This is a genomic window from Arthrobacter saudimassiliensis, from assembly GCF_059090665.1.
On sequence record NZ_JBNHFX010000004.1, the window covers coordinates 212,811 to 228,739 of the forward strand.

17 protein-coding genes and 1 tRNA gene are annotated in these 15,929 nt (G+C 69.4%); 11 read left to right on the forward strand and 7 right to left on the reverse strand.

The window, feature by feature from the left end; translation table 11 throughout:
* Positions 1–118: 118 nt before the first annotated feature.
* Together galT and galK are read left to right on the forward strand one after the other, a co-directional pair.
* A complete protein-coding gene (galT, locus tag AC5RV6_RS15690; protein WP_494008289.1) occupies positions 119–1,255 on the forward strand; it encodes a galactose-1-phosphate uridylyltransferase in 1,137 nt (378 codons plus the stop codon).
* Positions 1,252–2,439 carry a galactokinase gene (gene galK / locus AC5RV6_RS15695; RefSeq protein WP_494008290.1) on the forward strand — a complete coding sequence of 396 codons (1,188 nt, stop codon included), beginning with the start codon at positions 1,252–1,254 and terminating at the stop codon, positions 2,437–2,439. The genes galT and galK overlap by 4 nt, the downstream gene beginning before the upstream one ends.
* Positions 2,440–2,476: 37 nt before the next feature.
* Here galK and AC5RV6_RS15700 read toward each other — a convergent pair whose 3' ends face one another.
* From AC5RV6_RS15700 to AC5RV6_RS15710, 3 genes are all read right to left on the reverse strand, one after another.
* The gene (locus tag AC5RV6_RS15700; RefSeq protein ID WP_494008291.1) at positions 2,477–2,716 is read right to left on the reverse strand and encodes a hypothetical protein; all 240 of its coding nucleotides are present in this window, start codon (positions 2,714–2,716) and stop codon (positions 2,477–2,479) included.
* Positions 2,717–3,267: 551 nt separating this feature from the next.
* Positions 3,268–3,855, reverse strand: coding sequence for a septum formation family protein (locus tag AC5RV6_RS15705; RefSeq protein ID WP_494008292.1), 588 nt, complete (start codon positions 3,853–3,855; stop codon positions 3,268–3,270).
* A 217-nt stretch (positions 3,856–4,072) separates the two neighbouring features.
* Positions 4,073–4,163 (reverse strand) — tRNA-Ser (locus AC5RV6_RS15710).
* A gap of 61 nt (positions 4,164–4,224) precedes the next feature.
* On the opposite strand from AC5RV6_RS15710, the gene AC5RV6_RS15715 reads away from it, so the two are divergent.
* The 7 genes from AC5RV6_RS15715 (at position 4,225) to AC5RV6_RS15745 (ending at position 10,391) form a co-directional block, all read left to right on the forward strand.
* Positions 4,225–5,202, forward strand: coding sequence for an NAD(P)H-quinone oxidoreductase (locus AC5RV6_RS15715; protein WP_494008293.1), 978 nt, complete (start codon positions 4,225–4,227; stop codon positions 5,200–5,202).
* 189 nt (positions 5,203–5,391) lie between these two features.
* Entirely contained in the window at positions 5,392–7,677 is a 2,286-nt protein-coding gene (locus tag AC5RV6_RS15720) for a carbon starvation CstA family protein (RefSeq protein ID WP_494008294.1), read from the forward strand.
* The gene (locus AC5RV6_RS15725) at positions 7,677–7,886 is read left to right on the forward strand and encodes a YbdD/YjiX family protein (RefSeq protein ID WP_494008295.1); all 210 of its coding nucleotides are present in this window, start codon (positions 7,677–7,679) and stop codon (positions 7,884–7,886) included. The genes AC5RV6_RS15720 and AC5RV6_RS15725 overlap by 1 nt, the downstream gene beginning before the upstream one ends.
* Positions 7,887–7,992: 106 nt before the next feature.
* Positions 7,993–8,256, forward strand: a complete 264-nt coding sequence (locus AC5RV6_RS15730) for a hypothetical protein (protein ID WP_494008296.1) — start codon at positions 7,993–7,995, stop codon at positions 8,254–8,256.
* Between the two features lie 43 nt (positions 8,257–8,299).
* Entirely contained in the window at positions 8,300–9,001 is a 702-nt protein-coding gene (locus AC5RV6_RS15735) for a bacterial proteasome activator family protein (protein ID WP_494008297.1), read from the forward strand.
* A 3-nt stretch (positions 9,002–9,004) separates the two neighbouring features.
* On the forward strand, positions 9,005–9,460 hold the full coding sequence (locus tag AC5RV6_RS15740; protein ID WP_494008298.1) for a hypothetical protein: 456 nt from the start codon (positions 9,005–9,007) through the stop codon (positions 9,458–9,460).
* An 88-nt stretch (positions 9,461–9,548) separates the two neighbouring features.
* Positions 9,549–10,391 (forward strand): aldo/keto reductase, encoded by an 843-nt coding sequence (locus AC5RV6_RS15745; RefSeq protein ID WP_494008299.1) that lies wholly within the window; start codon positions 9,549–9,551, stop codon positions 10,389–10,391.
* Positions 10,392–10,521: 130 nt separating this feature from the next.
* On the opposite strand, the gene AC5RV6_RS15750 is transcribed toward AC5RV6_RS15745, so the two are convergent.
* Genes AC5RV6_RS15750 through AC5RV6_RS15765 form a run of 4 tightly spaced genes read right to left on the reverse strand, consistent with a single transcriptional unit; the run spans position 10,522 to position 13,793 of the window.
* Complete coding sequence (locus tag AC5RV6_RS15750; protein WP_494008300.1) at positions 10,522–10,914, reverse strand: flagellar assembly protein FliW; 393 nt, start codon at positions 10,912–10,914, stop codon at positions 10,522–10,524.
* Positions 10,911–11,807 carry a flagellar hook-associated protein FlgL gene (flgL, locus tag AC5RV6_RS15755; protein WP_494008301.1) on the reverse strand — a complete coding sequence of 299 codons (897 nt, stop codon included), beginning with the start codon at positions 11,805–11,807 and terminating at the stop codon, positions 10,911–10,913. Before flgL ends, AC5RV6_RS15750 begins: the two co-directional genes overlap by 4 nt.
* A gap of 5 nt (positions 11,808–11,812) precedes the next feature.
* The gene (flgK, locus tag AC5RV6_RS15760; protein ID WP_494008302.1) at positions 11,813–13,213 is read right to left on the reverse strand and encodes a flagellar hook-associated protein FlgK; all 1,401 of its coding nucleotides are present in this window, start codon (positions 13,211–13,213) and stop codon (positions 11,813–11,815) included.
* Positions 13,214–13,238: 25 nt separating this feature from the next.
* Entirely contained in the window at positions 13,239–13,793 is a 555-nt protein-coding gene (locus AC5RV6_RS15765; protein ID WP_494008303.1) for a flagellar protein FlgN, read from the reverse strand.
* A gap of 164 nt (positions 13,794–13,957) precedes the next feature.
* Here AC5RV6_RS15765 and AC5RV6_RS15770 point away from each other — a divergent pair, with 164 nt between their 5' ends.
* Both AC5RV6_RS15770 and AC5RV6_RS15775 read left to right on the forward strand, forming a co-directional pair.
* Entirely contained in the window at positions 13,958–14,785 is an 828-nt protein-coding gene (locus AC5RV6_RS15770; protein ID WP_494008304.1) for a sigma-70 family RNA polymerase sigma factor, read from the forward strand.
* A 139-nt stretch (positions 14,786–14,924) separates the two neighbouring features.
* Positions 14,925–15,797 (forward strand): flagellin N-terminal helical domain-containing protein, encoded by an 873-nt coding sequence (locus tag AC5RV6_RS15775; RefSeq protein WP_494008305.1) that lies wholly within the window; start codon positions 14,925–14,927, stop codon positions 15,795–15,797.
* The last annotated feature ends 132 nt before the right edge of the window (positions 15,798–15,929 follow it).

Below are 15,929 nucleotides of genomic sequence, written 5' to 3' on the forward strand. Positions count from 1 at the left end.
GGAGGGCGTCAGCGGGGCCGCTTTCGGGCGTGGGATACTGGCCGCAGGCGGCCGGGCCGGCCGCCTGCGGCCCTGTCGGGGGAGTACGGCGGGCAACCCGAGGAGCGGTGGAGAGGCAGTGCACAAAGCAGCAGAGCAGGCAGGCAGCCGGCACGAGGTCCGTTCCCACCGCCTCGCCGACGGGCGGCAGGCACTGTTTTTCAGCGATCCCGGCCACGCTCCCGTTGACCACGTCGAAGACCGGCGGCCGCTGGATCCGCGGACCGGCAACGGCGAACTGCGCTTCGACCGGCTCACGGGCGAGTGGGTGGCCGTCGCCGCCCACCGCCAGGCGCGCACCTACCTGCCCCCGGCGGACCAGTGCCCGCTCTGCCCCTCCCGCGACGGACGGCAGACCGAGATCCCGGCCTCGGACTACGACGTCGTGGTCTTCGAGAACCGCTTCCCCTCGCTCGGCCCGGATCTGGGGGAGCTGCCCGAACCGGCGGACGACGACGCCGGCCGGAGCCTCTGGGGCGTTCCCGCTCCCGCCGTCGGACGCTGCGAAGTGGTGGTCTTCACGCCCGACCACCACGGGTCCTTCGCCCGGCTGGGCCCGGACCGGGCCCGGACCGTGGTGGAGGCCTGGGCGCAGCGCACGGCGGCCCTTTCGGCCCTGCCGGGCATCCGCCACGTGTTTCCGTTCGAGAACCGCGGGCAGGACATCGGGGTGACCCTGCACCATCCGCACGGCCAGATCTACGCCTATCCGTACCCTGCCCCGTACGCTGCGCGCCTGGCGGAGCGGTCGCGCCGGCACCTGGCGGACACCGGACGCCCGCTGATGGGCGAACTGCTGCGCAGCGAGAGCGACGCCGGCGACCGGATGGTCCTGCAGGGCGGGCACTTTTCCGCCTACGTGCCTTACGCCGCCCGCTGGCCGCTGGAGGTCCACCTGGTGCCGCACCGGCAGGTGCCGGACCTGGCGGCCCTGTCGGCCGCCGAGCGGGACGAGCTGGCCGTGCTCTATCCGGACCTGCTCGCCCGGCTGGACCGGCTGTACCCAACGCCCACCCCCTACATTGCGGCCTGGCACCAGACGCCGGTCAACACGCCCGACCGCGACGCCGGCTGGCTGCACCTGCAGCTGACCAGCCCGCGCCGCGCCGAGGACAAGCTGAAGTTCCTGGCCGGCTCCGAGGCGGCGATGGGCGCGTTCATCAACGATGTACCGGCGGAGAAGGCCGCGGCGCGCCTGCGGGAGGCCGGCCGATGACCGCCGCTAACCCCGCGGCCGACGCCGGAGACCTCCGCCGCTCCCGCCTGGCCGGCGCCTTCACCGAGGAATACGGCACCGCCCCCGACGGCATCTGGTGTGCGCCGGGGCGGGTGAACCTGATCGGCGAGCACACGGACTACAACGACGGCTTCGTGCTGCCCTTCGCCATCGACCGCTCGGTGCTGGCCGCAGTGCGGCTGCGTCCGGACGGCGGCACGGTGCGGCTCGCCTCCACCTATTCCCCTGACGGCTCCGGCCTCTCGCGCAGCAGCTTCGATCCCGCTGCGCTGGCCCCGGGCACCGTCCCCGGATGGGGCGCCTATCCGGCCGGCGTCGTGCACGCCCTGCAGGCCGCCGGCCACCAGGTGCCCGGCTTCGACCTGCTGCTGGACTCCACCGTCCCCGTCGGCGCCGGGCTGTCCTCCTCGCACGCCGTGGAGGTGGCGGTCGCCGTCGCGCTGAACGAGCTGCTGGGCCTGGACCTGTCCGCACCCGAACTTGTCCGGCTCACACAGCGGGCGGAGAACAACTTCGTGGGCGCCCCCACCGGCATCATGGACCAGTCCGCCTCGCTGATGGGCAGCCGCGGCCGTGCGCTCTTCCTCGACTGCCAAACCCTGTCCGGGCAGGCCGTTCCGCTGCCGCTCGCCGAGCAGGGCCTGACGGTCCTGGTCATTGACACCCGGGTCTCGCACTCGCATGCGGACGGCGGCTACGGGGCCCGCCGGGCCGCCTGCGAAGCAGCAGCGGCGGCCTTCGGGGTGCCCTCACTGCGGCAGCTGCCCGCGGACGCGGACCTGTCCCGGCTGGATTCCACCACTGCGGCGCGGGTGCAGCACGTCCTGGCCGAGAACGAGCGCGTCCTGACGGCCGTCCGGGCGCTGCAGGAGGGGCGGATCCGCGACGTCGGCCCCCTGCTTACCGACAGCCACCGGTCCCTGCGCGACCTGTATGAGGTGTCCTGCCCGGAGCTGGATGCCGCCGTCGACGCCGCGCTCGCCGGCGGCGCCCTCGGCGCCCGGATGACCGGCGGCGGATTTGGCGGCTCCGCCATCGCCCTGCTCGAGGAGGGGAAGGCGGACGTGGCTGCGGCCGCGGTGCAGGCCGAGTTCGCCGCACACGGCTTCGCGGCGCCTGCGCTGTTCTCCGTGCTGCCTGCCGACGGCGCCGGCCGGGCCTGAACTGCCCTCAACCGTTCAGCCCTGGAGAGGGGGCCGGTCAACGGTCGATCAACAGGGATCCGGTGAAGGCCTGCGGGCTCTTCACATAGCAGAGGATCCTCCGGTCCCCGTAGCCCCACGACTCGGGGGAGGGGACGATCATCTTCTGTTTCGGGTTGGGCACGGCGGCCACGAGGTCATGATCCAGCACGTCATTCTCGGCCGTGCAGAGCGCCTCGGACAGCCATTGGAGGTCGTCGATCCCCGGATAGGGGCCGGAGTCCTCAATACTTGCCACGGCATAGACCTGGGCAGTGTGCCTGGCGCTGCAGGGGAGTCTGTGGACGGTGCCGTCGCCGTCACCGGGCTCCCCTTCGACGGAGCTGCCCGGTGCCGGGGGGAACGCAAAACAGTCACCCTGCACGAGCTTGAAAACTGTAACCGTCTCCGGTTCCGGTTCCTCCGCATCCGCGCCCGGGCCCGCAACGGGGGCCTCCTGCTCCCGGGCGGCGCCAAGACCGGCTTCCCGGGCATCCGCGGGTGGAGACGGCGACTCAGCCGGCCGCACCTGAGCCCCGGGCCCGGAAGGAATCACCGCGCAGCCGGCAGTCAGGACGCCCACGGCGAGGAGAAGGAGCGCGGGACGGGACGATTTCAGCGCTGGTCCAACAGGAAGTTCCACGGCAGTCTCCTCGACAGTCTTCGACGGGCCCGCCCGGCAGCGGCCGGCTGCCGCCGAGCCTGCGCGAGGAGGGGAAGGCCGGCAAGGGAGCCGCTGTCATCTGTGGGCAAAGCACGACGGCGCCCCGGCCGAAGCCGGGGCGCCGTCGTGCTGTGAAGCGTCGGGGATCAGTTCAGGGCGCCGCGCAGCGACCCGGTGGTCGTCGCACCGGAGGAAGTGGTCAGGTAGCAGAGGATCTCGCGGTCACCGCCGAAATTCCAGGACTCGGGCGTGGGAGTCATGTAGGCGATGGAGATATCGGACAGATCCGGGGCGGTGGGCGATTCGAAGTTTTCCCCGATGTACCCGGTGAGTTCGTTGGCGCAGAACTCCTCGCCGGCAGCCGTAACGGCCTCTTCGCCCGGGTAGGCGCCCGGATCCATGTCGTAGGCGGCGAAAACCTCGGCGGTGTGCGGCTGGTCGCACGGAACGAGGTCGACGTCGCCGATTTCCTCTCCGGTCGTTTCATCCAGAATGCAGTCACCGACATTGAGTTCGGTGGAGTGCACGACCTCCGGGTCGACGGCTTCGGCGGTCTCCTCGGCCTCGTCGTCCTCGACGGCGGCGGGTTCGGCGGAAGCAGCCGCGGCCGTCTCCGGCGCCGAGGCGTCCTCGTCGTTGCCGGGAGCGACGGCGCAGCTGGACAGCAGGCCGGCCAGCATTGCGGTAAGAATCAGGTTCCGTGCCCGGACGGCTCGGGATGCGGACGGATTCATTAAATTTCTCCTCAGAAAGTGGTTCGCTTTAGTGGCCGGTACCCCCAACAATGGGCCTCAAACCACCCGAATACCCTACCGGAATATTTCGGCAGTCCCCTTATGTTGCATGCCGGGAAAGCAGGAACCAAGAATTCCATGCAATTGAATGAATGTGGGCTGCCCGCCGGTTAAAGGAAACGGCGCCCCCGCGCTGAGGCGGGGGCGCCGTCGTGACTGGCGGAAGGTAAGGGATTCGAACCCTTGAGACGGGGTTACCGCCCACTGGTTTTCAAGACCAGCTCCATCGGCCGCTCGGACAACCTTCCCCACTAGTAGTCTGGCAGATAGCCACGGCCGGCCAAAATCTATCAGCGCCCGAGGAGAAGCATGAAAGCCATCGGAATCACCGCCCCCGGAGGACCCGGAAACCTGCAGCTCACGGAGGCGGCCGATCCGGTTCCCCAGCCGGGTGAAGTGGTCATCGAGGTCGCGGCGGCGGGCCTGAACCGCGCCGATGTGCTCCAGCGGCAGGGCAACTACCCGGTGCCCCCGGGGGCCAGCCCCTATCCCGGCCTGGAGGTTTCCGGGCGCATCGGCGCCGTGGGGGACGGAGTGTCCCAGCTGCAGGTCGGCCAGGAGGTCGTGGCCCTGCTGGCCGGCGGCGGGTACGCCGAGAAGGTTGCGGTCCCGGCGGGGCAGGTGCTGCCGGTGCCGGAGGGCGTGGACCTGGTGACGGCGGCGGCACTGCCCGAGACGGCGGCCACCGTCTATTCCAACCTCTTCATGGAGGCTGACGTCCAGCCCGGAGACTTCGTGCTCATCCACGGGGCGGCCGGCGGCATCGGCACCATGGCCATCCAGATGGTCGCCGCCTTCGGCGCGGTGCCCATGGTGACCGCAGGCTCGGCGGAGAAACTGGCCCTTGCCGCGGAGCTGGGCGCCGAAACGCTGATCAACTACCGCGAACAGGACTTCGTGGACGCGGTCCGGGAAGCCACCGGCGGACACGGGGCCGACGCCATCCTCGACGTCGTCGGCGCCAAGTACCTGCAGCGGAACCTCGACGCCCTGGCCACCGGCGGGCGCCTGGTGGTCATCGGGCTGCAGGGCGGCACCCGCGCCGAGCTCGACCTCAACGCCCTGATGCGCAAGCGGGCCGGGATCATCGGCACGACCCTGCGCTCGCGGCCGGTGGAGGAGAAGAGCGCCATCATGGCCGCCCTGCAGCGCAGCGTGTGGCCGCTGGTGGAGGCAGGGCAGGTCCGCGCCCTGGTGGACCGGACGTTCCCGCTGGCCGAGGCAGCCGCCGCCCATGAGTACTTCGACTCGGGCGAGCACAAGGGCAAAATCCTCCTCACCGTCTAGCGGCGGGCGGCGCCCCGGTGCCGGAGGGCCGACGTCGGCGGACCGCTTCGGATCCAACCCGGCGCGCGACGCGGGCGCCTCCTATGCCGTACGTCACATTCCCGATGCTAGCGTCTGATGGGCAGGGCCGGTCCCTGCCCATCACCGCGGCCTCCACTGGGCCGCAGGACGCATACCAAAGGGGAAAACATGAGCGCGAAGCAACGGCGCCGCGACGGTGCAGCCGCCGGCGACGCCGCCGTCCTGGAACAGGACCCGAACCTGCCCCCGGTGGCCGTCGACCCCGAGGCCGAGGCCGCCGCCAAACGCTGGACTCCGGGGAAGATTGCCCTCTGGGCGGGCATTGCCCTGCTCGGCGGGATCAGCTGGACCATGCTGGCGATCGTCCGCGGCGAGACGGTCAACGCCATCTGGTTCGTGTTTGCCGCCGTCTGCACGTACCTCATCGGCTACCGCTTCTACTCGAAGCTGATTGAGCGCAAGCTCCTAAAGCCCGATGACCGGCGTGCCACTCCGGCCGAGTACAAGGCCGACGGCAAGGACTTCGCAGCCACCGACCGCCGCGTCCTCTACGGACACCACTTCGCCGCCATCGCCGGCGCCGGGCCCCTGGTCGGGCCCGTGCTCGCCGCGCAGATGGGCTACCTGCCGGGCACCATCTGGATCATCGTCGGCGTGGTCCTCGCCGGCGCCGTCCAGGACTACCTGGTCATGTTCTTCTCGATGCGCCGCGGCGGCCGGTCCCTGGGCCAGATGGCCCGCGAGGAACTTGGCGTGATCGGCGGCACCGCGGCCCTGCTGGCCACCCTGGCCATCATGATCATCATCGTCGCGATCCTGGCCCTGGTGGTCGTCAACGCGCTGGGCGAAAGCCCGTGGGGCGTCTTCTCCGTGGCAATGACCATTCCCATCGCCCTGTTCATGGGCGTCTACCTGCGCTACCTGCGGCCGGGCAAGGTCACCGAGGTGTCCATCATCGGCTTCGTGCTGCTGATGGCCGCCATCATCGGCGGCGGCTGGATCGCCGAGTCCCCGCTGGCCGAGTTCTTCACCCTGGACCGGACCACCATCGCCTGGGGCATCATCATCTACGGCTTCATTGCCGCCGTCCTGCCCGTCTGGCTGCTGCTGGCCCCGCGGGACTACCTGTCCACGTTCATGAAGATCGGCACCATCGTCATGCTCGCCGTGGCCATCATCGTGGTCCGGCCGGAGATCGCCGTGCCCGCGGTGAGCGAGTTCGCCTCGCGCGACGACGGGCCGGTGGTCGCCGGCCCGCTCTTCCCGTTCCTGTTCGTCACCATCGCCTGCGGTGCCCTGTCCGGCTTCCACGCCCTGATCTCCTCGGGCACGACGCCGAAGATGATCGAAAAGGAACGCCAGACCCGGTTCATCGGTTACGGCGGCATGCTCATGGAGTCCTTCGTGGCGATCATGGCCCTGGTCGCCGCCATCTCGATCGACCGCGGCATCTACTTCGCGATGAACTCCTCCGCCGCAGCCACCGGCGGCACCGTGGAGGGCGCCGTCGCCTTCGTGAACTCCCTGGGCCTGGCCGGAGTGAACCTGACCCCGGACATGCTCACCTCCCTGGCCTCCGACGTCGGCGAGGAGTCGGTGGTCTCGCGCACCGGCGGCGCGCCCACACTCGCCGTCGGCCTGGCGTACATCATGCAGAGCTTCATCGGCGGCCCGGCCATGATGGCCTTCTGGTACCACTTCGCCATCATGTTCGAGGCGCTGTTCATCCTGACCGCGGTCGACGCCGGCACCCGCGTCGCCCGCTTCATGCTGCAGGATTCCATCGGCAACTTTGTGCCGAAGTTCCGGGACACCGGCTGGCGGACCGGAGCCTGGATCTGCACGGCGGTCATGGTGGCGGGCTGGGGATCGATCCTGATCCTGGGCGTCACCGACCCGCTGGGCGGCATCAACACGTTCTTCCCGCTCTTCGGCATCGCCAACCAGCTGCTCGCGGCCATTGCACTGGCCGTCTGCCTGGCGATCCTGGCGAAGAAGAACGCCTTCAAATGGCTGTGGATCGTCGGCCTGCCGCTCGGCTTCGCCGCGGTGGTGACCATCACCGCGTCGATGTACAAGATCTTCTCGCCGGTGCCGGCGGTGGGGTACTGGGCGCAGCACAACGCCTTCAAGGCGGCGCTGGAACGGGGGGAGACGAGCTTCGGCACCGCCAAGAGCGTGGAGGCGATGGAGGCGGTGGTCCGCAACACCTTCGTCCAGGGGACCCTGTCCATCGTGTTCGTGACACTGGCCATCATCGTGATCATCACCGCCATCCTGGCCAGCATCCGGTCCTACCGCTCCGGCGGGGCGCCCAGCGCGGAAACGCCGCCGGTCGCTTCCCGGATGTTCGCGCCGGCAGGATTCTTCGCCACCCCGGCGGAGAAGGAGATCATGGCCCAGTGGGGCACGCTGCCCGAGGAGCAGCGCCGGACGGCAGGAGCCGGGCACTGATGGCCGACGGCGCCGCTCCGACCGGGCTCCTGGGCGGACTGCGCGGATTCGTGCGGTTCTTCCGCGACGTCATGGGCGAGGACGCCTACCGCAAGTACCGGGCGCATCACGAGGCCACCGGCTGCGGAGCGGCTCCCATGAGCGAGCGTGAGTTCTGGAAGGACCGGTTCGACCGGCAGGACGCGAACCCGGGAGGACGCTGCTGCTGACCGGCGGCAGGCAGGCGAAGGGCGGCATCCCGCACCGGGGTGCCGCCCTTCGGCGTTCGTCACGCGGCCTTGACATCCGCCATGCAGCGGCTGCTTTCCTTGACTGATGGGAATCTTCCGCAAAGACGACAACGAGCTGCCCTCCGACGAGCACCTGCTGGACGACATCAGCGTCCCGCACGAGGACCTGGGCGCAGAGGATGACCACCTCGCCCAGGACATCAACCGCCCCGAGGAGGACCAGGTGGGCGGCCCGGAGTTCGATGACCGGCACTACACCGCCGGCCAGCTGAACGCCGGGCAGCAGGTTGCCGGGCTCAGCCCGGACGGAGAGTATGCGCGCAACCGCGAAGAAGAGCTCGAAAACTGACCGTGGCATCCCGGCTGCCACCCCTACGTGAGAGCATTAAGCCATGACTGACCAGACCGATTCCGTCCCGTCCACCGGGCCGGTTCCCGCCGACGCCGCGGCTGACGCGCCCCGGGAACCGACGTCGGTCTCCGGGACGGGGGAGCCGGGCGGACCGGAGGGCACCGGAGGAAACGGGCCGGTCGCGGAGGCCGGCGACGGCGCCGTCGTCCCGGAAGCCGGCGGGTCCCGCGACGGCGGACCGGCCAGGCTCAAGGACCTGGTAGACGAACCGGCCAAGGTCATGCGGATCGGCACCATGATCAAGCAGCTGCTGGAAGAGGTGCGGAACGCTCCGCTGGACGACGCGGCCCGGAACCGGCTGGCCGAGATCCATGAGCGCTCCCTCAAGGAGCTGAAAGACGGCCTGGCCCCTGAGCTGGTCAGCGAACTGCAGCGCATCAACCTGCCCTTCCTCGACGATACGGTCCCCACCGACGCCGAGCTGCGGATCGCCCAGGCCCAGCTGGTCGGCTGGCTGGAAGGCCTCTTCCGCGGTATCCAGACCGCCATCGCCGCGCAGCAGACAGCCAACCAGCAGCTCGCGTCCCGCCTGCAGCTGCGCCAGCTGCCGCCGGGCACCGTGCTGGCCCCGGGCGTCATTGTCGGCGAGGACGGCGAACCCCGCCGTGCCGGCGGACCCGGACAGCAGCCCCGCGCGGCCCGCAGCGCCGAGCCCCAGTCCGGCCCCGGCCAGTACCTTTAGGTCATGGCACTGTTTGCAGCCGCCCGGAGGGGGCGGAAGGACGACGTCGAACTCGGGCGGGGAGTGTGGCGGCGTGCCCACGACCGTTTCACCCGAGGCCTGGACCGGTATCACCAGATGCTCGAAGGGGTGGAGGACGACGCCCTGTACAACGAGCTGGCGCTGGTGGCCAACACTCTTTCGGACCTGCTGCCCCGGGTCCGGCAGGCCTGCGCCCAGGCGCAGAAACTGCACCCCAGCGACGGCCAGGACATCCCGGGGGCGCTGATCAGCGTGCACCGGGCCCTGTCCCGCAGCGGCAATTCGCTCGCCGCGACCGCCGAGGCGGCCGCCATGTCCCGGCTGGAGGGCGAGCGGTGGGGCATCGCCTCCGCGGGCCTGGAGAACGTGCGGCGCCGGGCGGCGCTGGTGGTCCGGGACGTCGAAGAGGCCGAAGCGCTGCTGTCCGCCGCCTCCTGAGCCCGCGGGAACGGACGATCGTTCGCGGGGAGCAAACAACGGCCGGCATGGGCCTGGCCGGCCATCGGCTGCTGCAAGGATGGGTCCCATGACAACATCACCATTCGTGACCCTCAACGACGGCAACACCATCCCCCAGCTCGGCTACGGCGTGTGGCGGGTGGAGGACAAGGTCGCCGAGGAGGTCGTCGGCAAGGCCTTCAAGGTCGGCTACCGGCACATCGACACCGCCCGGATCTACGGGAACGAGGAGGGCGTGGGCCGGGCGATCGCCGCGTCCGGCCTGGATCGCGACGAGCTGTTCATCACCACCAAGGTCTGGAACGCGGACCAGGGCTACGAGTCCACGATCGCCGCCTTCGAGGCGTCCATGGAGCGGCTGGGCCTGGAGACCCTGGACCTGTACCTGATCCACTGGCTGCAGCCGAAGCAGGGCAAGTACGTCGACACGTGGAAGGCGATGATCGAGCTGCAGAAGCGCGGCCGGGTGAAGTCCATCGGCGTCTGCAACTTCACCAAGGAAGCCCTGCAGGAGCTGATCGACGAAACGGGCGTCACCCCGGTGCTGAACCAGGTGGAAACCCACCCGTACTTCAACCAGGCGGACCTGCGGGCCTTTGAGGCGGAACACAACATCCTGCACGAGTCCTGGTCCCCGCTGGGCTCCGGTGAGGGCCTGCTCGAGGACCCGCAGCTGAAGGAGATCGCCGCCAAGTACGACGGCGCGACCCCCGCCCAGGTCGTCCTCGCCTGGCACCTTGCGCTGGGGAACATCGTGATCCCCAAGTCGGTCACCGAGTCCCGCATCGCCGAGAACTGGAAGGCGCTGGACCTGACCCTCTCCGATGAGGACGTCCAGGCGATCACCGCGATGGACAAGGGCCCGGAGGGCCGTATCGCCGCCGACCCCGCGGTCTCCGACTTCCAGTAGGCGGACCGCCGCGGGCAGCCGCAGGACCTGGCGGCCGCGGATATGCGACAGGGCCCCTGCTCCGGAAGGAGCAGGGGCCCTGTCGCATGTGCCGGGCCCTCGCAGCCGGGGTTCCGTTAGGCGATGGCGGTCAGGCGGCGGCGAAGTCCTCGAGGGAAGCGCGCAGCGGCCAGTCCTGGCCTTCGAGGATGAGCTGGGCGCACTGCCCCGTGGAGGAGTTCAGCACGATCGGCGCCAGCAGGTTCACGGTGGTACCGGACAGTGCCGGATTGGCGACCACCAGCACCCATGCCTCGGAGGGTTCCCGCAGGCCCAGCATGCGCTGCTGCTCGTCGGAAATCCGCGGCGCGTAGCCGGGCAGGTACGCGCCGGCGTCGAGCAGGAACAGCCGGGAAACACCGCTGCCCGGCTCCCGTGGCACGAGCGAGAACAGGCCCACGGCGCCGTCGACCTCCTCGAGCAGATAGTGCACCTGGGGTTCCAGGCCCGGAGGGGGCGTCACGAAGGTCAGCGGCTGGCTCATCGCAGGAAGTCCATCAGGGTCGGCTGCAGCACCCGGGCCGTGACGGCCAGGGCCGACTGATAGGCCACTTCCTGGAGCTTGAGGTCCATGATCACCTTGGCGGTGTCGAGGTCCTCGATGCCCGAGCGGCGGGTCTCCAGCGCCACGGCCTGCTCCATGTTCTGCTCCTCGGCGCTCAGCGTGCGGGCATGCCGGACGCCGACCTCGGTGTGGACGGTCAGCACGGCGTTGATGCGGGCGTCGAGGTCGGCGGAGAGGGCAGCGCCGGTGCCGTTGCCGCGCAGGTCCGCCGCCAGGTCATCGAGCAGCTTGAAGACGGAGGAATCGCCCTCCCCGAAGACCGTGGTCCCGTCCACGTCCACGCGGACGCTGGTGTGCACGTCGACGCGGCGCTCGACCGGGCCGTGCTTGCCGGCGTCGGTGGCCCCGGTGTACGCGTATGAGTCGGCGCTGAAGGCATGCCCGGCGTCGGAGTTGCCGGCGAAGACGGTGCGGCCCAGATACGTGGTGTTGGCCTGGCCCAGAAGGTCCTGCTTCAGGCCCTCGATCTCGGTGGCAATGGCGCCCCGGTCGGCCGGGCTCAGGGCCGCGCCGCCGGCGGTCACCGCGAGGTCCTTGACCCGGCGCAGGATGTCGGTCGTGTTCGCCAGGGCCTGGTCCGCGGTTACCAGCCAGCCGCCGGCGTCGGAAATGTTCGCCTTGTGCTGCGCGTTGGCGCGGATCTCGGCGCGCACCTTCATGGCATCCGCGGTGCCGGTGGGGTTGTCCGAGGGGCGGGTGATGGCCGCCGAGGTGGTGGCCTGCTCCTGCAGTTTGGCCAGGCGTGAGAGGTTCGCCTGCAGGTTCGCCTGGGCGCTGCGCGCCATCGTGGCGTTGGTGGTGCGGGTGATCACGGGCCTTACCTTCCGACGATTCCGGTGCGGTTGATCAGGGTGTCCAGCATCTCGTCGATGGCGGTCATGACCCGGGCCGCACCCTGATAGGCGTGCTGGTAGGCCAGCAGATTGACGTTTTCCTCGTCCAGGTCCACGGAGGCGTTCGCCAGCTGTGCGTCCTGGGCGCCGACGGCGGCCACCGAGGCCAGGTTGGCCTGCTGCAGTTCGGTGCGGGTGGCAGCACCGGTGGAGGTGACGAACGACGCCCAGAGCTTGTCCGCGCTGTCCAGCTTGGAGATTGCATCGGCCACCGAGGTGTCCAGGGCGCCCTTGCCTGCCGCGCCGGCGGCGATGCCGGAGGCGTCGCCCGGCACCACGGCGAGCGAGCGGGCTGGATCGGCGGGATCGTAGCTGAAGAAGGCGAGGCCGGTGCGGCCGTCGGTGGTGTGGCCGGTGCGGTGCAGGTCATTGACCGAATCGGCGAGCCCGCGGGCGACGGCGTTGTAGGACTCCGCGGCCGCGGCCAGTCCGCCGCCGGCGCGGGAGGAGGCCAGCATGGAGACCGCTCCGCCCATTTCCCCGCCCACGGCGGCGCGGGCGTCCAGCCCGTCGCCGCGGTGGGACCAGGTCACCACCGGTCCGGTGCCGGCGCCCATGGTGCGGTCCCCGGACACCTCGAGGCGGCGGGCCGAGTCACCGGACACCAGCGCGTTGCCGTCCACGAGGACGTCCACCATGCCGTCGCGGGATTCGCGGACGGTGGCGCCGGACAGGGCGGACAGCGTGGTGATGACGGCGCTGCGCTGGTCCAGCAGCTCGTTGGCGTTGCCGCCGGCGGCCAGGGTGGAGCGGATCTGCGCGTTCAGGTCGGCCACCTGCCAGGCTGCGGCGTTCAGTTCACTTGTCATGTCCTGCAGGTCTGCGTGCAGGGAGTTCCACTGGGTGGCCACGTCGTCGTACCCGGTGCGCAGCTTGACCGCCAGCTCCTGGGCCTGGTCGATGACGACGGCGGCGGAGGTGTTGTCGCCCGGCTTGCTGACGACGCCCTGCCAGGCGGCGGAGAATTCCTGCAGCGAGGCGGAGAGGCCGTTCTTGCCCGGCTCCTTCAGGCCCTGCTCCAGCGCGGCAAAGGCATTGGCGCGGACCGCGGTGAAGCCCGCCACCGCTGCGGTGGAGCGGACCCTGGTATCCAGCTGCAGGCTGCCCAGGCGGGCAATGCCGTCCACTCCGACGCCCTGTCCCACCGAGATGCCGGCGGAGAAGCGGCCGACCTGGGCCAGTGCCGGGGCAGCCGACGTCGTCACCCGCTGCCGGGTGTAGCCGGGGGTGTTCACGTTGGCGACGTTCTGGCCCACGACGTCCAGGCCCCGACGTGCTGCGACGAGTCCGGAGTAGGCCGAGTTGAGGCCGCTGAAGGTGCTCATGAAGGAAGGGGTCCTTTGCTGCTGATCAGATCTGCTGGTCTACGAAGCGGGCGCCCGTGCTGCCGACGGAGGTGGCGCCGTTGGCTGTATAGGTTGCGCCCCCGGAGGTGGTGCCGGCGAGGGTTTCCTGCGCTGACCGGGCCGCGGCGCGCAGGAACTGCTCATTCATGTCGCGCAGTTCACGGATTTTTGATGTGAGTTCCGTCATGGCCTGCAGGTGGGCGGTGAAGATCTCCGCCCAGGGCCCGGCAGGGGCGGCATCGGCAAGCTCACGCAGGGTTGCATCTTCACTGACGTGCCATTCGCGGGCCAGCGCGGCAACGGTGACGGTTCGGCTCAGTTCCGCGGCACGCAGGCGCTCCAGCACCTGCTCCACCTCGCGGGTGGCGTGCTGCAGCCACCGGCTCCGGCCGGATGTCAGCAGCAGTTGTTCCTCTTCGAGCTTGAAGACGAGGAGTTCCAGCAGTTCGCGCTCTTCCCATAGAAGGGCGGACAACCTCTGGGCAACCATGCCTCGCTCACCTCCCGTTTTCGTGTCGGCAAGCGCTTCCGGTATGAACGTTTTTGCCTTGCCCTGCACTATCGGCCTTCCCACCCCCAATGTTAGTGGTATCTTTTGCGTGTTGCTTCGGAGCGGCGAAGTATAGTAAGGGTCCTTAGGATTCTGCAAAAGGAAGGTCTCAGCTTCCTGTCGCTCCCGGTGCAATAAGTCGTGCTGGGGGACGAGGCGTGGGGGTCCGTTAATTGAATCGTATTGAGCGCAACCAACTGGTTGTCGAAAATCTGCCGCTGGTTGGTTACCTCGTCTCGGAGGTGTGCGCCAAGGCGACTCATCTGTGCCGCGACGACCTGGCGTCGGTCGGTGCCATCGCGCTGATCACCTCCGCCGATTCCTTCAACCCGGATCTGGGCGTTCCGTTCGGCGCGTATGCCCGACGCCGCATTGTCGGTGCCTTCGCCGATGAAATGCGGGCCAGTGACTGGGCCACCCGTTCGGCCCGCCGCCGCATCAAGGAGACCCTGGCCGTCCGCGAGACTCTCACGGGCGCGCTCGGCCGGACGCCGAGCGTCGACGAGATTGCCGCCGCCATGGGCGTGGACCGCGGAGTCGCGGAGGACGCCCTCGCCGACGCCGCCCGCACCGTGTCCAGCCTGGACGAGGGCGGAATCGACTTCATCGCCTCCGCCCTGCCGTCCCCGGAGGGTTCCGCCCTCGCCGCGGAGGGCGCGGGCTACCTGAAGGCCGCCGTGGAGGCGCTGCCGGAAAAGATGCGGTACATCGTGGAGCAGGTCTACTTCCACGAGCGCTCCGTCAAGGACCTGGCCGCGGAGCTGGGCGCCACCCACTCCGCCGTCTCCCAGCAGCGCGCCGAGGCGGTGCGCCTGCTCCGTGACGGCTTGGCCGCGCACTACGCCGACGACGACAACGCCGCACCCGAGGTCACCTCCCGGGTGTCCCCGGCGCGCCGGGCGGCGTACCTGGCCTCCATGGCCGAGCGGAGCATCGGCGGCCTGACGCGGCATGCGGCCGTCGCCGGAGGCGGCTACGGATCGCTGAACCCCGCCTCCTGAGGCCGGAAACCGGGGCGAGCACGACCCCACGGAAATTTCTTCGACGGATTGCTAACAGCCCTCCGGGCCCCGCCGATAACACTGGGTGGAGGCCCACGGACGGGCCGCTGCAAGTACCCGAATCACGGAGGAATTTCTCATGGGTTTCACTATCGCCACCAACACCTCGTCGCTGAACGCGATGCGTAACCTCAACCTGAACCAGGCGAACCAGGCCAAGGCCGTGGAGCGTCTGTCCAGCGGTTTCCGCATCAACCGTGCAGCCGACGACGCCGCCGGCCTGTCGATCTCGGAAGGCCTGAAGAACCAGGTTTCCGGCCTGCAGGTCGCCGGCCGCAACGCGCAGGACGGCATCAGCCTCATCCAGACCGCTGAAGGCGCCCTGACCGAGGTCCACAACCTGCTGAACCGCATGCGTGACCTGGCTGTTCAGTCGGCCAACGACACGAACAACGAAGAGTCCCGCAAAGCCATTGAGTCCGAGGTCACCGCCCTCACCGATGAGCTCAACCGCATCGTTGAGAAGACCAACTTCAATGGCATTAAGCTGCTTGACAACACCAACAATGCAGCCGACCCTGCGGCCGTTCCGGATGACCACAAGGCAACCGTGAGCATTCAGGTGGGCGCCGCTGCCGAGGATACGATCGTCATCGATCTGGCCGACGTAGCCGCCACCATGAAGGCTCTGGAGGGTGAGGGTGACACCGCTCTTTCCGTTTCCACCGAAGAAGGCGCACAGAAGGCTATCGCCTCTCTGGACACGGCAATTGCCTCCACCTCCACCCAGCGCGCCACCCTCGGTGCCCAGCAGAACCGCCTCGAGTCCACCGCACGCTCCATCGCGGTGTCCGTGGAGAACCTCTCCGCCGCCAACTCGCGCATCCGTGACACCGACATGGCTGCCGAAATGGCCTCCTTCACCAAGTCTCAGATCCTCTCGCAGGCCGCCACCGCCATGCTGGCGCAGGCCAACCAGATGAACTCCGGCGTGATGCAGCTCCTGCAGTAATACGCTCCACGTAGTACCGGCAGGTGAAAAGCTCCGGCGGCGGGAACACTGAATTGGACCTCACACTTCCGCCGCCGGGGCATCCGCCCGCCTAAATACCGCAGCACCCGAATAACCCGATTTCCCGGCCCC

Coding starts and splice junctions, on each gene's coding strand:
- AC5RV6_RS15740 (WP_494008298.1), top strand. CDS start 9,005: ATGGCACTGTTTGCAGCCGCCCGGAGGGGGCGGAAGGACGACGTCGAA.
- AC5RV6_RS15745 (WP_494008299.1), top strand. CDS start 9,549: ATGACAACATCACCATTCGTGACCCTCAACGACGGCAACACCATCCCC.
- AC5RV6_RS15715 (WP_494008293.1), top strand. CDS start 4,225: ATGAAAGCCATCGGAATCACCGCCCCCGGAGGACCCGGAAACCTGCAG.
- AC5RV6_RS15720 (WP_494008294.1), top strand. CDS start 5,392: ATGAGCGCGAAGCAACGGCGCCGCGACGGTGCAGCCGCCGGCGACGCC.
- flgK (WP_494008302.1), bottom strand. CDS start 13,213: ATGAGCACCTTCAGCGGCCTCAACTCGGCCTACTCCGGACTCGTCGCA.
- AC5RV6_RS15725 (WP_494008295.1), top strand. CDS start 7,677: ATGGCCGACGGCGCCGCTCCGACCGGGCTCCTGGGCGGACTGCGCGGA.
- AC5RV6_RS15750 (WP_494008300.1), bottom strand. CDS start 10,914: ATGAGCCAGCCGCTGACCTTCGTGACGCCCCCTCCGGGCCTGGAACCC.
- galK (WP_494008290.1), top strand. CDS start 1,252: ATGACCGCCGCTAACCCCGCGGCCGACGCCGGAGACCTCCGCCGCTCC.
- AC5RV6_RS15775 (WP_494008305.1), top strand. CDS start 14,925: ATGGGTTTCACTATCGCCACCAACACCTCGTCGCTGAACGCGATGCGT.
- AC5RV6_RS15735 (WP_494008297.1), top strand. CDS start 8,300: ATGACTGACCAGACCGATTCCGTCCCGTCCACCGGGCCGGTTCCCGCC.
- AC5RV6_RS15730 (WP_494008296.1), top strand. CDS start 7,993: ATGGGAATCTTCCGCAAAGACGACAACGAGCTGCCCTCCGACGAGCAC.
- AC5RV6_RS15705 (WP_494008292.1), bottom strand. CDS start 3,855: ATGAATCCGTCCGCATCCCGAGCCGTCCGGGCACGGAACCTGATTCTT.